Here is a 15,402-nt window from a genome sequence, read left to right as displayed (position 1 = left end):
GCGCGATCGTTTGCGTTAAGAAATGTGATGAAAGTCTCACTTAACTGTTTATACTTCTCTTCCGGTTTTAAGCCGGTGCTTAGCCAATACAAGCCGTCACATGGATATGTGAATGACCCCACGGACCGGACCAGCTACGTTCCACTGCTTGTATAAGGTGATTTTTTACATGAACAACTCGTTGTTACATTCGCTAACCCTGTTAGCTCCTTCATCGCGTAGCGTTTTGCTTGCGGTTCTTTGTCCTGTTCCTTTGATGTCATTTGCTTGGCTCATGTTCACTCTTTAAGGATTACTAGGACACATTATGAATATTCTATTTGGTTTTGTCGGTGTTCTTGCACTGATTGCTTGCGCGTACCTGTTATCTGAAAGTCGTTCTTCAATTAACTGGAAAACGGTCTCTCGTGCACTATTACTTCAAATCGGTTTTGCAGCCTTAGTATTGTATTTCCCTTGGGGACAACTGGCGTTAACAAGCCTAAGCAATGGCGTTTCGAGTTTGCTTGGTTTTGCAGACGTTGGTATCGCATTCCTTTTCGGTGACCTTGCTACTGAAGGCTTCATTTTCGCGGTTCGCGTACTTCCAATCATTATCTTCTTCAGTGCTTTGATCTCTGCGCTCTATTATTTAGGCGTTATGCAGAAAGTGATTCAAATCTTGGGCGGAGCGGTGCAAAAACTGCTGGGTACAAGTAAAGCTGAATCTCTGGTTGCTACAGGTAATATCTTCCTTTCTCAGGGTGAGTCTCCTCTTCTTATTCGTCCCTTTTTAAAGTCTATGACTCGTTCGGAACTGTTTGCTGTAATGGCAGGTGGTATGGCGTCGGTAGCGGGTAGTGTACTTGGTGGTTATGCTGGCCTTGGTGTTGAGCTTAAATACCTTATCGCTGCAAGCTTTATGGCGGCTCCGGGCAGTCTGTTAATGGCGAAGATCATTGTTCCTGAGCGCAGCACACCAAGTGATTACGACCATATCGAACTAGATAAAGCTGACCAAAGCAACGTGATTGATGCATTGGCAAGCGGCGCGATGAACGGTATGAAGGTTGCGGTAGCGGTTGGTACTATGTTGGTTGCATTCGTGAGTGTGATTGCGATGGTCAACACTGGCCTAGAAAGCCTAGGTGAAACGTTCGGTTTTGCGGGTATTACGCTACAAGCTATCTTTGGTTACCTGTTCTCGCCTCTTGCATGGCTGATCGGTATCCCGAGTGATGAAGTATTGATGGCGGGTTCTTACATCGGTCAGAAGATCGTTATGAACGAGTTTGTTGCTTTCATCGACTTCGTTGAGAACAAAGCTCTGTTATCTGAACACAGCCAAGTGATCGTGACTTTTGCTCTATGTGGCTTTGCTAACATTGGTTCTATCGCGATTCAGTTAGGTTCAATCGGTGTTATGGCACCAGAGCGCCGTGCTGAAGTTGCAAACTTAGGTTTGAAAGCTGTAGCTGCTGGTACGCTAGCAAACCTAATGAGTGCATGCTTAGCGGGTATTTTCATCCTGCTTTAAGCTATATTCAGTTAAAGCGGACACTTTACTTACGGAGTTAACGTAAGGAGGGTGTCCGCTTTTTTGTGCCTGTTAATCAGGCGAAATCAGGTTTTGGCCGTCGACTGTGATTTGTCTATCGTGAGTAAAAGCTCACTCGGAAGAGTAATAGAGCCAGTTCCTTTTATCCGATATACTTGAATATCATCAGGTTGCGATTAATAACATTCGGCTTCGATTAAGAACATTCGATTTCGATTGAGAACATTCGGTTCCGACTAAGCATATCCGCTTTCGATTAGGAACAATGGCAACCAAGCTAAATTAATCAAGGGTCTCTCCATGAACATTCGCGTTCTCATCGGTCTTATTGTTACCTTCATTGGCTTGTTTGCGATGGTTTACCTAATTGCTGGCGGCGCTCAGTTTCCTATCTACCAGTGGCCAAAAGAGGCTTATCTCGGTTTGGTGTTCAGCGTGGTGTGGGGGGCTGGTGTCGCAGCGTCTGTAGCGTATTTCTTCTCGGCATTGGTGTTTGTTACTGTCGCCGTGGTTTGCTATGCGATCGGTTATAAAATCGGTGGGCTCTTTTCTTCAAGTTCTAAAGCTTAATCTTATCAAGGTGTGCTGATGTTCATTGAAGTAGGGCTGATTTGAATGCACTGGCTCGATCGTTGGAAGGTGTATCGCTATCATCGGAAACAAACTAACCGCTCGAATGGCGACAAGGCTAAAGCTTTAGGTTGGACTAGCGAAGAGAGTCAATTGTGTCGCTTTGAAGTAATCGCTCGTGCGGCGGACTTCGAAAAGAAGAGTGTTTTAGATTTGGGTTGCGGCTATGGCGAGCTGTTTGAACTGCTCGACAGCATCTATCGTATTCAATCTTATACCGGCGTTGACCAACACGCAGGCTTTCTTAAGAAGGCGAAGCAAAACTACACAGAAGATCGTTGTCAGTTTTTGGCGGGTGATATGAGCAAAATGAACCTTGAGGCGCACGACATTGTCATCGCTAGTGGTTCACTGAACTACATCTCTCGTGATTCTGATTATCTGACAAACATGATTACTCGCATGTATGAACTGGCGAATCAGACGGTGATTTTTAATCTTCTCAACTCAAGCCAGTATCCTTCGCGTAATACCTTGATGAGTTATCACCCTCAAGGTGTCTATCGTTTCTGTAAAACGCTCTGCGATGATGTCTCTTTAACGGAGGGCTACGCAGAAGGGGATTTTACGATAGTGATGAACAAAGCCGTGTCAGGAGCTTGATGTCGTCTTTGTTTTTATCTTTACGCAGGTTTTGATATTAACAACTTTTGATACGAGTACTGACGTAGTAAACAGCAAAAAGCCGCAGCCTTGAAAGGTATGAGGCTTTTTGGGTTCTATGATGAACCTAGGCTAGGTATGTTGCTAGTTCTTCGGTGGTTGGTTTTTAATGAGTCCGTAAGGGATGTTAGTAAACACCTTAGGGTTGCCTTCATAAGTCGGCGCTTCATTCACTTGCTGCCAATCGAGTAGCATGATTGCTAATACGTTGCGGTGTTCACCGTACTCAAGGTCAAAATCGCCAGTAATTGAAGGGATCATGCCTTGTTTCTCATCGATAGAAGCTTGAATCGCGAGTCGAGTTTTCTCTAGAACTGGGTCATCTTCTAAACCTGCCAGTAAGAAGGTCAATCCAACCTCAGCAATCACATCTTCTTTCGCACGCAACAGAATCGTATCGATGTTTTCTCTGAAGTAATCGTAGATCCATTGATGATCTTGCTCGCTCACTTGATGCTGATAGTACTCGGAATCGCCAAAGATGACGTGTGTCATGCCGTAGAGTTTGTTGCCAAATTGCTGACTTGAAAGCTTCTTATCTTCATCGTCTGGGTACGCTTTTTTGAAGGTTTCGACAAACTCATCAACGACATCTTGTTCACCCAGTTGGCGCAGCCAGTAGACTTGATTGGCGAGTTGAGCCGCCCACGCTTTCACCATATCTTCGTTGGTCACGTATCGTGAAAAGTCATAGCGACGAATGATCTCACGCAGCTTAGCATCGTTCTTGTGCTCTAAACCGTATTCATTAGCACGAGCCATAGAGCCTAGGAGGTCAACACCAAGGTAGAGATATTCTGGCATGTGCTTGGTGATGTTGTAACGTCGAACACTGCGCTCATCATTATCGCCAACATAAGAAGCAACGCGCTTCTCTGAGTAGAGTACGATTTGTTCCATGGTATGAACGTCATTCGACAGGGTGCTGAGCTTACTTGCCACTCGTGCCATGTCACTCCACACCGCAGCAGAATACTTATCGTCTAATGTTTGGCGATACATGCGCAGCCCGTAATGACCTTCTTTGAATGCAGGCAGAGTGTAAAGCTGGCTTTCGTAGGTGGTACGAATGAGGTCTGCAGATTGTTTGAAAGATTGTTCATGAGAGTTGAGAGAATCTGCTTGGGTTTGAATACTCGGTACATTTGTCGCCAGAGCGTTCTCTTGTGCGTGAACAGCGACCGTAACTGAGGCCGATAGTAATGTGCACAGTGTAATCGTTTTTAGCTTCATGTCGTGAGGTACCAAGCTGATTAATAGTCTATGTAAAATAACATCGATGAATCCTTTAATGTAAGGTTTGAGTCAATACAATGTAAGCTTTATAAGGTTCACTAACCCTTTTTGATTAAACCATTCGTTTGGTAAAGAATTTTGAAGTGATGGATCACTCAATATTTGATAGATAGTCGACGTTAGTATGGATTTTTAATGACTTAGCGGCATACTGGAGCAATAAGCCAGAAATGAGCCGTTATAAGGCAGTATATAGAACAATAGTGTTAGAGGTTCGTAAATGCCAAGTGGTTCTAGCAAGCAGTGGTCTGCCAGAGTAGTAGCTTTTCTTTTTTTCCTTGCGATAGTAAGCGCAATTGAGTTCTTTCATGCCAAGCAATTAACTTTTCTTAAAAACGAATCGTATTCACAGGCAAAAAAGCAACTATCCATTATTCGTTCTCGGATTGAAGCCGCGATCGTGTCAGATATGTATATCCTCAATAATTTCTCGACCTTAGTGACCATCAACCCCAATGGTGAGGTGAAAAATTGGGATAAGATTGCTGAGAATATCATTCAAGATGGCTTCCATATTCGACTTATCGGACTCGCCAAAGACGACATTCTAAATTTTGTTTACCCGCTGGAAGGTAATGAGCAGATTCTCGGTATTAATTATCGTGATCACCCAAATCAATGGGAGTCTGTTGAGATAGCCCGTAATCTTGGCAACACCTTTATTGCTGGTCCCTTTGAGTTGTTTCAAGGTGGGCAAGCCCTCATTACGCGTACTCCGATCTTCCGAGATCCGCCTTTTAATCAAGATTATTGGGGTGTCTCCAGTGCTGTTATCGGTTTAGATGAGCTGTTTGAAGATGTTGGAATCGGCAAGATCGAGAAAAAGTATGAATTAGCAATTCGTGGTGCAAACAGTTCAGGGAAAGATGGCGCTGTCTTTTATGGTACTCAGGATGTGTTTGATAATGCGTTTGCCACTGAACAGGTGAGTTTTCCATACGGGGGTTGGTACCTTGCTCTCTCCGGTAACGAACATGTATTGATGGATGAGCCTTGGTATCGCATCCAAGCGGTAAGGCTGGTGGGCTACTCCATAATATTAGTGCTGGCGTTTGCTTTCTTTACTATTTATCGCCTTTACCGCATTGCAGATAGCCGTTCTATGCATGATGAGTTAACGATGTTACCGAATCGTCGATACTTCATGTATAGCCTCAAGCAGGCCTTCAAAACCACTCAAAAACAGAGAGCGAGAACCTTTGCTGTTGTAAATATCGACCTCGATGGGTTTAAAGCAATCAACGACACTTATGGTCACGCGGCAGGCGATCAGGTATTGATCGAGTGTGCTAACCGCATAAGAAGTGAGCTGCGTGTTTCAGATATCGTCGCAAGGATAGGCGGTGATGAGTTCTTGGTCTTGTTGCCACGCATCATCGATGATCAACACGTATCTTCAATCGTGACTAAACTACGAAAGGCGATATGCTCGGCGCCAGTTGTGTACGAAGCGCACTCTATTTATCTCAGAATCAGTGTGGGTTGGGTTATTCACAATAGTAACTACAATGATGTCGATGCGCTCTTGAAAGCCGCTGATGAAAAAATGTACGAACAGAAGCGACAAGTTATCTAGGTTGAATTTTAGCTGCGATTAGAATTTAGTTGCTGAATGGGGGGAAAAGCCTCAGAATACCGCGCTTTGCTCCGTATCAATGTATTTGATGAGCAAAAGCTGAAGCAACGCACTTTTTAACGTGTTGCTCATACTAAATGTTATTCAACTGAGAAAATAATCTATGAGTTTTACCTCCCTTGGCCTTTCTGAACCGATCCTTAAAGCTATTGAAGCACAAGGTTACGATAAGCCATCACCAATACAAGAGAAAGCCGTGCCAGCTGTCCTAACGGGCAAAGATGTTATGGCCGCTGCTCAAACAGGTACAGGTAAAACTGCAGGCTTCACGCTACCTATTCTTGAAATGTTATCGAAAGGTACTCGCGTACGTCAGAACCAAGTTCGTGCGCTCGTGCTAACGCCAACTCGTGAGCTTGCTGCGCAAGTGAATGGCAGCGTAGTGAAGTACGGTATTAACTTACCGCTGACTTCGACGGTAGTGTTTGGTGGTGTGAAGATTAACCCTCAGATGCAAAAACTGCGTAAAGGTAGTGACGTGTTGGTGGCAACACCTGGTCGTCTACTTGACCTATACAACCAAAATGCAGTGCGTTTTGACCAACTAGAAATCCTAGTGTTAGATGAAGCGGACCGCATGCTAGACATGGGTTTCATCCGCGATATCCGTAAGATCTTAGCTTTCTTGCCTAAGAAGCGTCAGAACCTACTGTTCTCTGCGACGTTCTCTGATGATATCCGAAGCTTAGCGAAAGGCTTGGTGAACAATCCTGTTGAGATTTCAGTAAGCCCTGCGAACTCAACGGCAAAAACGGTTGAGCAAAGCATCTACCCAGTAGACAAAAAGAAAAAGAGCGCAATGCTAGCGAAGCTAATCAAAGATAACGATTGGCGACAAGTGTTGGTGTTCAGCAAGACGAAACACGGTGCGAACAAGCTTGCTCGCTTCCTTGAAGAGCAAGACATCACTGCTGCACCTATTCATGGTAACAAGAGCCAAGGTGCACGTACTAAAGCCTTAGAGAACTTCAAAACAGGTAAGGTACGAGTACTTGTTGCAACTGACATCGCCGCTCGTGGTATCGATATCCCGCAACTGCCTCAAGTAGTTAACTTCGATCTTCCTCATGTATCAGAAGACTATGTACACCGTATCGGTCGTACTGGCCGTGCTGGTGAAGTCGGTAAAGCGATTTCATTGGTTTGTGCGGATGAAGTGGGTGAGCTGTTCGGTATTGAACGCCTGATTCAACAAGTGCTAGAGCGTCGTGAATTGGAAGGTTTCTCTCCAGTAAATAAGTTACCTGAGTCTCGCTTGGATTCACGTCCAATCAAGCCTAAGAAACCGAAGAAAGCAAAACAGCCACGTGAACATGCTGATGGTCAACGCTCTGGTGATAACGCTCGCGGGCACAAGCCAGCAGGTAAGAACAAGCGTCATGTAGCTGGTAATGGTTCGGCTCCAAAGCGTAAGCCGATATCTGGTAAGAAACCTGCTGAAAACAACTCAGCTGCGACAACTGAAGATAAATCAGTAAGAAACAACGGCAGCAACTTTAAACGCGGTAGTGCGGGCAATAAACCTGCTGCAAATAACGCAGGTGCTCAGAACACTCTGAGCAAACCAAGCGGTGCGGGTAAATCTAACGGTACTGGTAAGCCAAACAACGCGGGTAAACCTGCAGGCAAACCTAAGAAGTCTGGTTACGGCGGTAGCTACGGCCCAAGCAAGTCGTCAAATAAGCCGACAAGCAACAAACCTTCGACAAACAAACCGTCTCGAAGCCGTTCTAAGCCAGCTCCTCAGAAGTAATCTTTTCTGAGATATTGAAAGAGCAACGAACATGAGTCGCTTTATAAAAAGGCGTCTCGTGGGTTAAGTTCTTTCTGTCATAGAAATCGAATAAGCGCGAATATTGAATCTCAATGTTCGCGTTTTTTTATGGGCGTTGTTTAGGGTGTTGTTTATGTTGAGTAACCGTATAGCTTGAGTAAGCTAGGGGAGGTTTATTGCTGTTTAAAGTGATTGAATCTAAGGGAAATATGGCATTTTGGGGAAGGGTAATGAATCTTTAATGATTCATTAATAACAACATAATCACTAGCGTTTTTGTTGGTTTTCGCAATTTGCAATTCCAGTTTGCAAAACAAACAAGGATATACGGCCAATACGTGTCCAGATGCGTAGTAAATACGTGTTTTAAAAGTTGGCACGCATGCTGCATTAGTAATAGTGACCCTTTTTAAGCCGAGGGTCACCTAGCCAACTGACGTTGTTAGTGAACCTTTCTTGTTCACACAAAATATATGACCAATCACCCTTATTGTGATTGGTTTTTTTTTGCCTGAATTTTAGGTTCTATTTTTTGTTATTACTTTTTTACTCACCACACTTCGAGTAACAGCTTGGCTGGCGTGGGCATTCTCCACCTCTGGAGCAGATAAGCCTCGCCTCTGTCTCAATCCCACGTTCAATCCAATTTATATTTAGAATCTTGGCTATTGTCGTGAGATCTTTCTTGATGTTACGCGGAATTACCACAGAGCCACCATTGTTAACGCATGACGCTTTAAGCTGCTCTGCTATGTCTCTTGAATTACCGCCTTGAGCATCAATCGCAGGGTTGAGATCTATACCAGCACACAGCACACGATTGTTACCCGCAGGATCCGTCATATTGATGGATTCACAGCAGTAGATCCTTGGCTCATCACCCACGTTCAAAATGGATATTTGAGCCGAGCTTCCCGCTCGAGGTTCTGATAATCGACGGAACACAGCCCAATGTTGACATGGGTCAGCGACCGTTCTCATATTTCCCCAAGGCAGTGGAATCCCGTTTCCGCGATATACCGCCTTGAGTTTCCCCGGCCCATAAGCATCAAAGTAGTGCCAGTGAGGGTAGGGCGATACTACAGTCATTCGACGCATCGCAACAGAGGGGGAAACCCCTGCTCTTTTGTGAACGTCGATTTCGTAACCAGTGCGGTCGAGTAGCTGTCTAAACGGAACTTTCGGACACAGAAGTGCACCAGCAAAGAAGCTAGATTCAAAGTCTCGCCATGCTTGAAGAATATCTTGGGAGTTGAGCTGTGAAGATCCCGATATCTGGTTGTCATCCCATGTGTTGTTGTTACCGACCGACAACACACTCTTTAGGCCTTCTTTGCTGTGCAGAATGCAATGGCCGATATAAACCGAAAGGTCGTATTTCAGACGAGTAGGGTATTCTTTAAGAATCTCGTTTAAGAAGATAGTACCGGGAGGCTCAAAGAAGGAGGTCACTAACTGCTTAGCGTTAATTCCGAGCTCATCGACGACGTCTTGCGGCGTGCGCGTCACCCAGCGGATGTTGATGCCTAGGCTTCTAGCGATGTCTATCAGGTCTTCTACGCTGAGGTTAAGACGTTTTAAGCCTACCTCTTCCGCAGCGCGCTCAAGGTCAGGGAAGTGGTTCTGGTTGCTCTCTTGGTGTGCTCGAATCAAGAGGTGCGCAAACTGGCGGCCTGAAATGCCCGTTTGTGACAGCATCTCAGGAATCGCAATTTGCAGGATGTCGTTTGAGAATAGGAAGCTCGGCTCGAGCGCCATGCCACTTATCCCACCACGATTCCCCTTATCAGGAGCAATGGCTTGTTGTTCAGATTCGTCGTCGAGGAACCACGTCGGATTCTTCTGAAAGACCTGTGCAATCACTTCCAGCATATCGATGCTCGGAACCCGTTTTCCACGTTCAATCATTGAAAGGTAAGAAACGGAAGGGGCACATTCTGGGTCGATTCTAATACAACGCGCAGACAGGTCTTCCATCGTTAAATGGTTACGTTTTCTTAGGTTACGTATCTTCGTACCTAGGAAATGTGACTGACGAACTAAACTTTTTGACAAGGCCATATTTGTAAAATTCACATTGTAAAATTTTTGTTGTGAAATTGTATGTAAAAAAGCGCTAATCTACAAACTAAGCAATTCACAAAATGACAAATAAATTAAACGTTAGTTTGGAATAATTGCTCTAGGACACATTTTTGCTGTAGAAATCGGTGGTTATCACCGGACTGGTCAAGAGGGAAAGACTATGAATATGCTTACATTCGATAAAACAGAAATCCAAAAACAATCAAAGCCATTTATCGCTGAAGCTGTCTTTGCCGTGGAGACAATCAATGCTAATCAGCAAACTGAAAAGCAAGTGAAAGCAAAGCAGCTGCTTGATCGACTATTCCCACTAGAGAATGGCTCACATCAAGACGTAACCAGCTACGTAGTCGATTACCGCCATATTATGGCTTACTTTAAAGACGGTCAGCACAGCGGTCTGAAGCACCCTAAGCAGTTTGTAGCGTACATGGGTGAGAAGAACGACCCAGACTCTATCTTGTTTCGAGATGGCAGTGGCAGCCACCTAGAGGTGATGTTTGGTTGCCACAAAGGGACAGGTTGTATTGAGCTAGTAGAAATTGATGATATTCAGTTGGAATCATGCACCACGTTTGGCCAATCACCAATGGAAGCAACAACCACAATGCGTGAAGAGACCATTGCAGCGATGCGCCACTGGATCAGTTTGATTCAAGGTGACGCAAAGGGTAAACCAAAGGCATGCAGTGAAGATAAAGAGTTCAGAGCAAAGAGTGGTGAAGACTACTGCTTGAATTATTGCTTCCAGATCTAACGGTGAATCCTAGTTAGCTAAAGTAATTTATACAACTAAAGAAAAAGCCCCGAAGATAATGTCTTTGGGGCTTTCTAGTCTCAATACGAGCCGACTAATATGTCGATAAGAGCATTGTTGGTGTGTTTTACAAAGGCATGACTCGGTTACGGCCAAGTGATTTCGCTTCATAAAGTAGCTTATCAGCACGTTCAATCAGCGATTGAGCTGATTCGCCGGGTTCAAGTTCAGCGACACCAAACGATGCAGTGATACTGCCGACTTGTTGACCACTGCGGCGATCTTTAATCGACAGCTTTTCTAGAGAGCGACGATTGGTATCAGCGAGTTGACGAGCAATACGCAAAGACTTGTTAGGCACAATCAGCGCGAACTCTTCACCACCAAATCGATAGGCAGAAATACCTTCACGGCAACTTAACTTCAGCTTGCGAGCGATCGCTTTAAGCACCATATCGCCAAACAAGTGGCCATAGGTGTCGTTGAAATTTTTAAAGTGGTCGATATCGAGAAGAATCAGACACAAAGATTGTTGTGCTTCACACAGGGTTTCTATGTCACGGTCGAAAGAGCGACGGTTATAGAGTGTGGTTGTACTATCGAAAAGCGCATCTTTCTGAACTTCTACTAACTGGGTTTTTAGCTTGGTGATCTCTGAGGTTGCAGAGTTTAGCTGAGAGTTTAAAAACTGAGTAGAGTGACGAATATGACGGGATTCAGACACCAGCTGTCGAACTAAGGACATGACTTCATCAATAGATAGGCTTTCATTATCAACACGAGCCAAGTCCTCGAAGCTTTTATCGATCATGTCAGAAAAAGCGGAGGTGTCGGTCAGGGTGTCATTCATTGAATTGGAAACTTCAGAAACTAACAGTTCCAAATTAGCGCGAAGGTCATTGATATTGGTTTCGGATTTGCTGGCAACATAATTGTTGTATAGCTGCTCACCAACGGCAGGAGGACAAATACCGTAGTGTTCTAAAACACCATCCATGTCTTGAGTCAGCTGGGGAATAGCGTTATCGACATAGGTGTACCAAAGTGCGTAATTTGCAGGTGTCGTTGACACCCTGTTCTTCATCATAAGAGGCACCGCTTTTTTTAGATTTGCGGTGGATTTCTGAAATTCGTCTTTGTTCATTATTTTTACTGCAGATACCAAAACAACTAAGCCACTTGCGAACAAGGTTAGCGGATTTCGAAGGTCTTTGCTTTAAAAATTATATGATTAGTGGATGAGGGTTGGATAAATAACTCATTTTTATTTTGAATATCGATTGCGTATTCATAAGCGTAATCTAATGGATTGTTCTTTAACCATATTTGGGCTTATCAAACTTTCGGCGTAGCGTGAGTTAGTATCAAAAGATTACTGAGAATTAAGTGTTGTCTAGGGAAGTGCATACAAAAAGTGACGTAAATTGATCGTTGAGCTTTAATTGAGAAAGTCTAGGTTGAGGACGCTTGGCTGGTGATTTGCATTTGTTCAGAGTTTACGGGGGAAAGCCTGTATCGAGAGGGGAAATGTTTATAAGCAGGCATAAAAAAGCGCCGATAAAAATCAGCGCTTTAAAATTCTTTTTAGCTATAAGAGCTAATTATTGAGCAACAACGTTTGCTGCTTGTAGGCCTTTTTGACCATTTTCAACTTCGAAAGAAACCTTTTGGCCTTCTTTCAGAGTTTTGAAGCCTTCAGAAACGATTGCACGGAAGTGTACGAATACGTCAGCGCCGCCGTTGTCTTGAGAAATGAAACCGAAACCTTTCTCTTCGTTAAACCATTTTACAGTGCCAGTATTTGTGTTAGACATAATTTGTCCCTTATTCATAAATTTTCTAAGTTGTTGATTGCATTTAATGCAATGCGCTGATAATTGAATTATTTAATATTGCTAAGAAATAAGGAAAAACTACTTACAAAAACGGGTAACGATTTTACATGTCAATTTTTTACTATTCATCTAACTTAAATAACTCCGGCTAACAGAGCGAGAGCATGTTAACACAGTCTTTTGAGATGTACACGCATTGCTTAAGAAATTTGTGCTTTTTTTGTCATACCGTGCGAATGTACAAGATTTACACTGATTTAGTGATAGTTTTGTCGCTTCGTCCAACACAACAAAAGGAAGCATCTCAGCTTCCTTTTGATCATTAGTATAGACGATATTAACGCTTAAAGTTGATATCTTCAGTTTGATCTAAATTTATTTTTGTTTTCGCTGGTTGAGTCTCTGCAATCACCTTACCGTGGCGTATTGAGTACTGCACTGGTACTTGGCGGCGTACTGCATCAAAGCCATTGTCAGCAGGAAGAATCAGCAAGCTACCTGGCTTACCTTCTTCGATACCGAAGTTGTCTTGAATGTTCAATGTGCGAGCAGAGTTCTTGCTGATCAAATCAAGTGAGTTGTTGATTTGGTCGTAGCCCATAACCTGTGTTACATGCAGTCCCATGTGCAGAACTTGAAGCATGTTCGCTGTGCCCAGTGGGTACCATGGGTCAAACACATCATCGTGGCCAAAACAAACGTTGATGTCTGCTGCTAGCATCTCTTTAACGCGCGTTACACCGCGGCGTTTCGGGTAATCGTCGAAACGGCCCTGTAAGTGAATGTTCACTAGCGGGTTTGCCACGAAGTTGATACCTGACATCTTCAATAGACGGAACAGGCGAGATGTGTAAGCACTGTTGTACGAACCCATTGCAGTGGTGTGGCTAGCAGTTACTTTCTCGCCCATTTCAAACTTATGAGCAAGGGCTGCTAATGTTTCCACAAAGCGAGACTGTTCGTCGTCGATTTCATCACAGTGAACGTCGATCAGACAGTCGTACTTGCGTGCAAGCTCGAACACATAATGCAAAGATTCAACCCCGTATTCACGAGTGAATTCGAAGTGAGGGATAGCACCGATAACGTCAGCGCCGATCTTCACTGCTTCTTCAAGCAACTCTTTGCCGTTAGGGTATGAAAGAATACCTTCTTGAGGGAATGCAACGATCTGGATGTCGACCCACTCTTTCATCTCTTCACGAACTTCAACCATCGCTCTTAACGCAACGAGTGTTGGGTCTGACACATCAACGTGCGTACGAACGTGTTGAACACCGTTAGCTATCTGCCATTTCAGTGTTTGCTTAGCACGAGACTTTACGTCTTCGATTGATAGCAGTTCTTTACGCTCAGCCCAACGCTCAATACCTTCAAACAAAGTGCCAGAGATGTTCCAGTTAGGCTCACCAGCAGTTTGAGTAGTATCTAGGTGGATGTGCGGTTCACAGAAAGGAGTAACTGCAATGCCACCTTCAGCATCAAGGATGTCGCCTTGATGATTGATTTGCGCGTCATTATCGAGAATGCGAGAAAATTGACCATTTTCAATCAGAATCTGTTTCAAGCCCTCTTGGTCTTGAAGTTTCGCGTTCTTGATTAATAAGGTTGTCATAGTGTGTCCTTAAGCGGCCTGAGATTTCAGAGCTTTTTTGTTCAATAGAGGATTAAGCACGAGGTAACTGATTGCACCACCTAACACTGCGTTCAAAGGAACAACGCCAGGTAGGAAGTGACCAGCGGCTACGCCTGTTGCTACCGCGATAATGCCAGCCCAGTTAACGGTTTGGAACTCTGCATTTGCAAAATCTTTGTAACGTTTACGGTTCGCGAAGAAGTCGGCGATGATTACACCACCAATTGGTGGAATCGCCAGCGAAAGGAAGGTTAACCAACCAACGAAGTTGTTGTATAACCAAAGCGCGAAAATCGTACCGATAATGCCGTTAATGATAGACATTGTAGTACTTGAGCGACCAGTGATGTTAGATAAACCCAGACCAGATGCATAAAGTGCATTTTCATTGGTTGTCCAGATATTCAATCCAAGCACGATGATGGCTGGAAGCAGTAGGCCTTGCGCGATCATCACATCTGAAATATCAGCCTGACCTGTTGCTGCTGCGCCTGCTGCGCCGAAGATAAACATCAGCGAGTTACCGATGAAGAATGCAACCATAGTAATCAATACTGCGCTTGCTGGCTTTTTACCAAAGCGAACGAAATCGGCAGTTAACGTCCCCGCACTTACAAACGAACCTACAACCATTGCTAGCGCCATTGAGAAGTCCATTGGCGTCTCCGGTTTAATTAGTTGCAGTTGCTCTAGTCCACCAACACTGTCTACGGCAGTCAGTACTGAGTAACCACCCAAAATCGCAATCGCAGGTACTGCAATCGCTGAAAGTACCATTAGTGCTTTAATGCCGAAGTACACTGTCCCCGTCATCAATAAGCCAGATACGATAATCAAGGTGTTGGTATCAATGCCCGTTGCTTTTTGTACTGGAATAGCAAACATCGCAACACCCACACCAAACCAACCGACTTGTGTACCACCAAGTAAAGCAGAAGGAAGCCATGAGCCTTTAGTACCGAAAGAGAAACGAGCAAGGAGGTGGGTAGAGAGGCCAGTAGATGAGCCGATGTAGCCAAGAAAAGAAGTGTAAATACCGAGGATTAGGTTACCGATGAGAACGGCGAGGAAGAAATCGTTGAATGAAAGACCTGTCCCGAGTGAACCACCTGTCCACATACTTGCAGAGAAGAAAGTGAGTCCAAGCATTACCATGGTGAGTGAAGCGACTCCTTTCCTAGCCGATGTAGGAACCGGCCCTAGACTGTAGTTATTATCAGCAGCCATTTTTTACCTCCGCAAATGATCAAAATTAAAATTAACGGTCGCCGTATTGCAGGCAAACTTGCGCATTATGGTGATATAAATCACATCGTCAATGCTAATTTTGTCAATAATTGCCCATAAAAACCAGTTATTGCAGTAATTATCTTGTAAAACATAGGGTTATTTTCTGTCTTTATTTAAAAAAAACAAATAGAAAACGTTTTCTATAATGCGTTGGTTATCTGCTGTTCTTGGTTGGCTATGAATGCTTATTATTATACGTCTGAATGGGTATCTGTATCGAAAAAGAGGGCGGTTGGCCAAACTGCAGGCAAAAAAATAGCCAA

Annotated in this window: 12 protein-coding genes; 6 read left to right on the top strand and 6 right to left on the bottom strand. The window is 44.1% G+C overall.

All coding sequences use genetic code 11. The features are described from left to right. Positions 1 to 307: 307 nt before the first annotated feature. From AB4249_RS12225 to AB4249_RS12215, 3 genes are all read left to right on the top strand, one after another. Positions 308 to 1,516 carry a NupC/NupG family nucleoside CNT transporter gene (locus tag AB4249_RS12225; protein ID WP_017060598.1) on the top strand — a complete coding sequence of 403 codons (1,209 nt, stop codon included), beginning with the start codon at positions 308 to 310 and terminating at the stop codon, positions 1,514 to 1,516. A gap of 321 nt (positions 1,517 to 1,837) precedes the next feature. Next, positions 1,838 to 2,107, top strand: a complete 270-nt coding sequence (locus AB4249_RS12220; protein WP_017064869.1) for a hypothetical protein — start codon at positions 1,838 to 1,840, stop codon at positions 2,105 to 2,107. Positions 2,108 to 2,152: 45 nt separating this feature from the next. Continuing rightward, positions 2,153 to 2,770, top strand: a complete 618-nt coding sequence (locus tag AB4249_RS12215; protein ID WP_017064868.1) for a class I SAM-dependent methyltransferase — start codon at positions 2,153 to 2,155, stop codon at positions 2,768 to 2,770. Positions 2,771 to 2,914: 144 nt separating this feature from the next. On the opposite strand, the gene AB4249_RS12210 is transcribed toward AB4249_RS12215, so the two are convergent. Further along, positions 2,915 to 4,063 (bottom strand): DUF3541 domain-containing protein, encoded by a 1,149-nt coding sequence (locus AB4249_RS12210; RefSeq protein ID WP_372103346.1) that lies wholly within the window; start codon positions 4,061 to 4,063, stop codon positions 2,915 to 2,917. 283 nt (positions 4,064 to 4,346) lie between these two features. On the opposite strand from AB4249_RS12210, the gene AB4249_RS12205 reads away from it, so the two are divergent. Both AB4249_RS12205 and AB4249_RS12200 read left to right on the top strand, forming a co-directional pair. After that, on the top strand, positions 4,347 to 5,702 hold the full coding sequence (locus tag AB4249_RS12205; RefSeq protein WP_372103343.1) for a diguanylate cyclase: 1,356 nt from the start codon (positions 4,347 to 4,349) through the stop codon (positions 5,700 to 5,702). Positions 5,703 to 5,865: 163 nt separating this feature from the next. Then, positions 5,866 to 7,515: a DEAD/DEAH box helicase gene (locus AB4249_RS12200; protein ID WP_372103340.1), complete on the top strand. Its 1,650-nt coding sequence runs from the start codon at positions 5,866 to 5,868 to the stop codon at positions 7,513 to 7,515. A gap of 567 nt (positions 7,516 to 8,082) precedes the next feature. Here the strand turns inward: AB4249_RS12200 and AB4249_RS12195 are convergent. Then, complete coding sequence (locus AB4249_RS12195; protein WP_083994278.1) at positions 8,083 to 9,612, bottom strand: DUF3612 domain-containing protein; 1,530 nt, start codon at positions 9,610 to 9,612, stop codon at positions 8,083 to 8,085. 169 nt (positions 9,613 to 9,781) lie between these two features. Between AB4249_RS12195 and AB4249_RS12190 the strand changes: the two genes are divergently transcribed. Next, positions 9,782 to 10,378: a malate synthase gene (locus AB4249_RS12190; protein WP_017060610.1), complete on the top strand. Its 597-nt coding sequence runs from the start codon at positions 9,782 to 9,784 to the stop codon at positions 10,376 to 10,378. Positions 10,379 to 10,505: 127 nt separating this feature from the next. On the opposite strand, the gene AB4249_RS12185 is transcribed toward AB4249_RS12190, so the two are convergent. The 4 genes from AB4249_RS12185 to codB all read right to left on the bottom strand — a co-directional run bounded on the left by AB4249_RS12185 (position 10,506) and on the right by codB (position 15,076). Beyond that, positions 10,506 to 11,522, bottom strand: coding sequence for a GGDEF domain-containing protein (locus AB4249_RS12185; protein WP_017060611.1), 1,017 nt, complete (start codon positions 11,520 to 11,522; stop codon positions 10,506 to 10,508). A gap of 457 nt (positions 11,523 to 11,979) precedes the next feature. Then, a complete protein-coding gene (locus AB4249_RS12180) occupies positions 11,980 to 12,192 on the bottom strand; it encodes a cold-shock protein (protein ID WP_004740083.1) in 213 nt (70 codons plus the stop codon). 358 nt (positions 12,193 to 12,550) lie between these two features. Then, positions 12,551 to 13,828 (bottom strand): cytosine deaminase, encoded by a 1,278-nt coding sequence (locus tag AB4249_RS12175; protein ID WP_017061790.1) that lies wholly within the window; start codon positions 13,826 to 13,828, stop codon positions 12,551 to 12,553. Positions 13,829 to 13,837: 9 nt separating this feature from the next. Further along, the gene (gene codB, locus AB4249_RS12170; protein ID WP_032546874.1) at positions 13,838 to 15,076 is read right to left on the bottom strand and encodes a cytosine permease; all 1,239 of its coding nucleotides are present in this window, start codon (positions 15,074 to 15,076) and stop codon (positions 13,838 to 13,840) included. Between the last annotated feature and the right edge of the window lie 326 nt (positions 15,077 to 15,402).

This window comes from Vibrio sp. 10N.261.55.F4 (assembly GCF_041470465.1).
Classification (GTDB): domain Bacteria; phylum Pseudomonadota; class Gammaproteobacteria; order Enterobacterales; family Vibrionaceae; genus Vibrio; species Vibrio crassostreae_C.
This window is presented reverse-complemented; position numbering and strand designations above follow the sequence as displayed.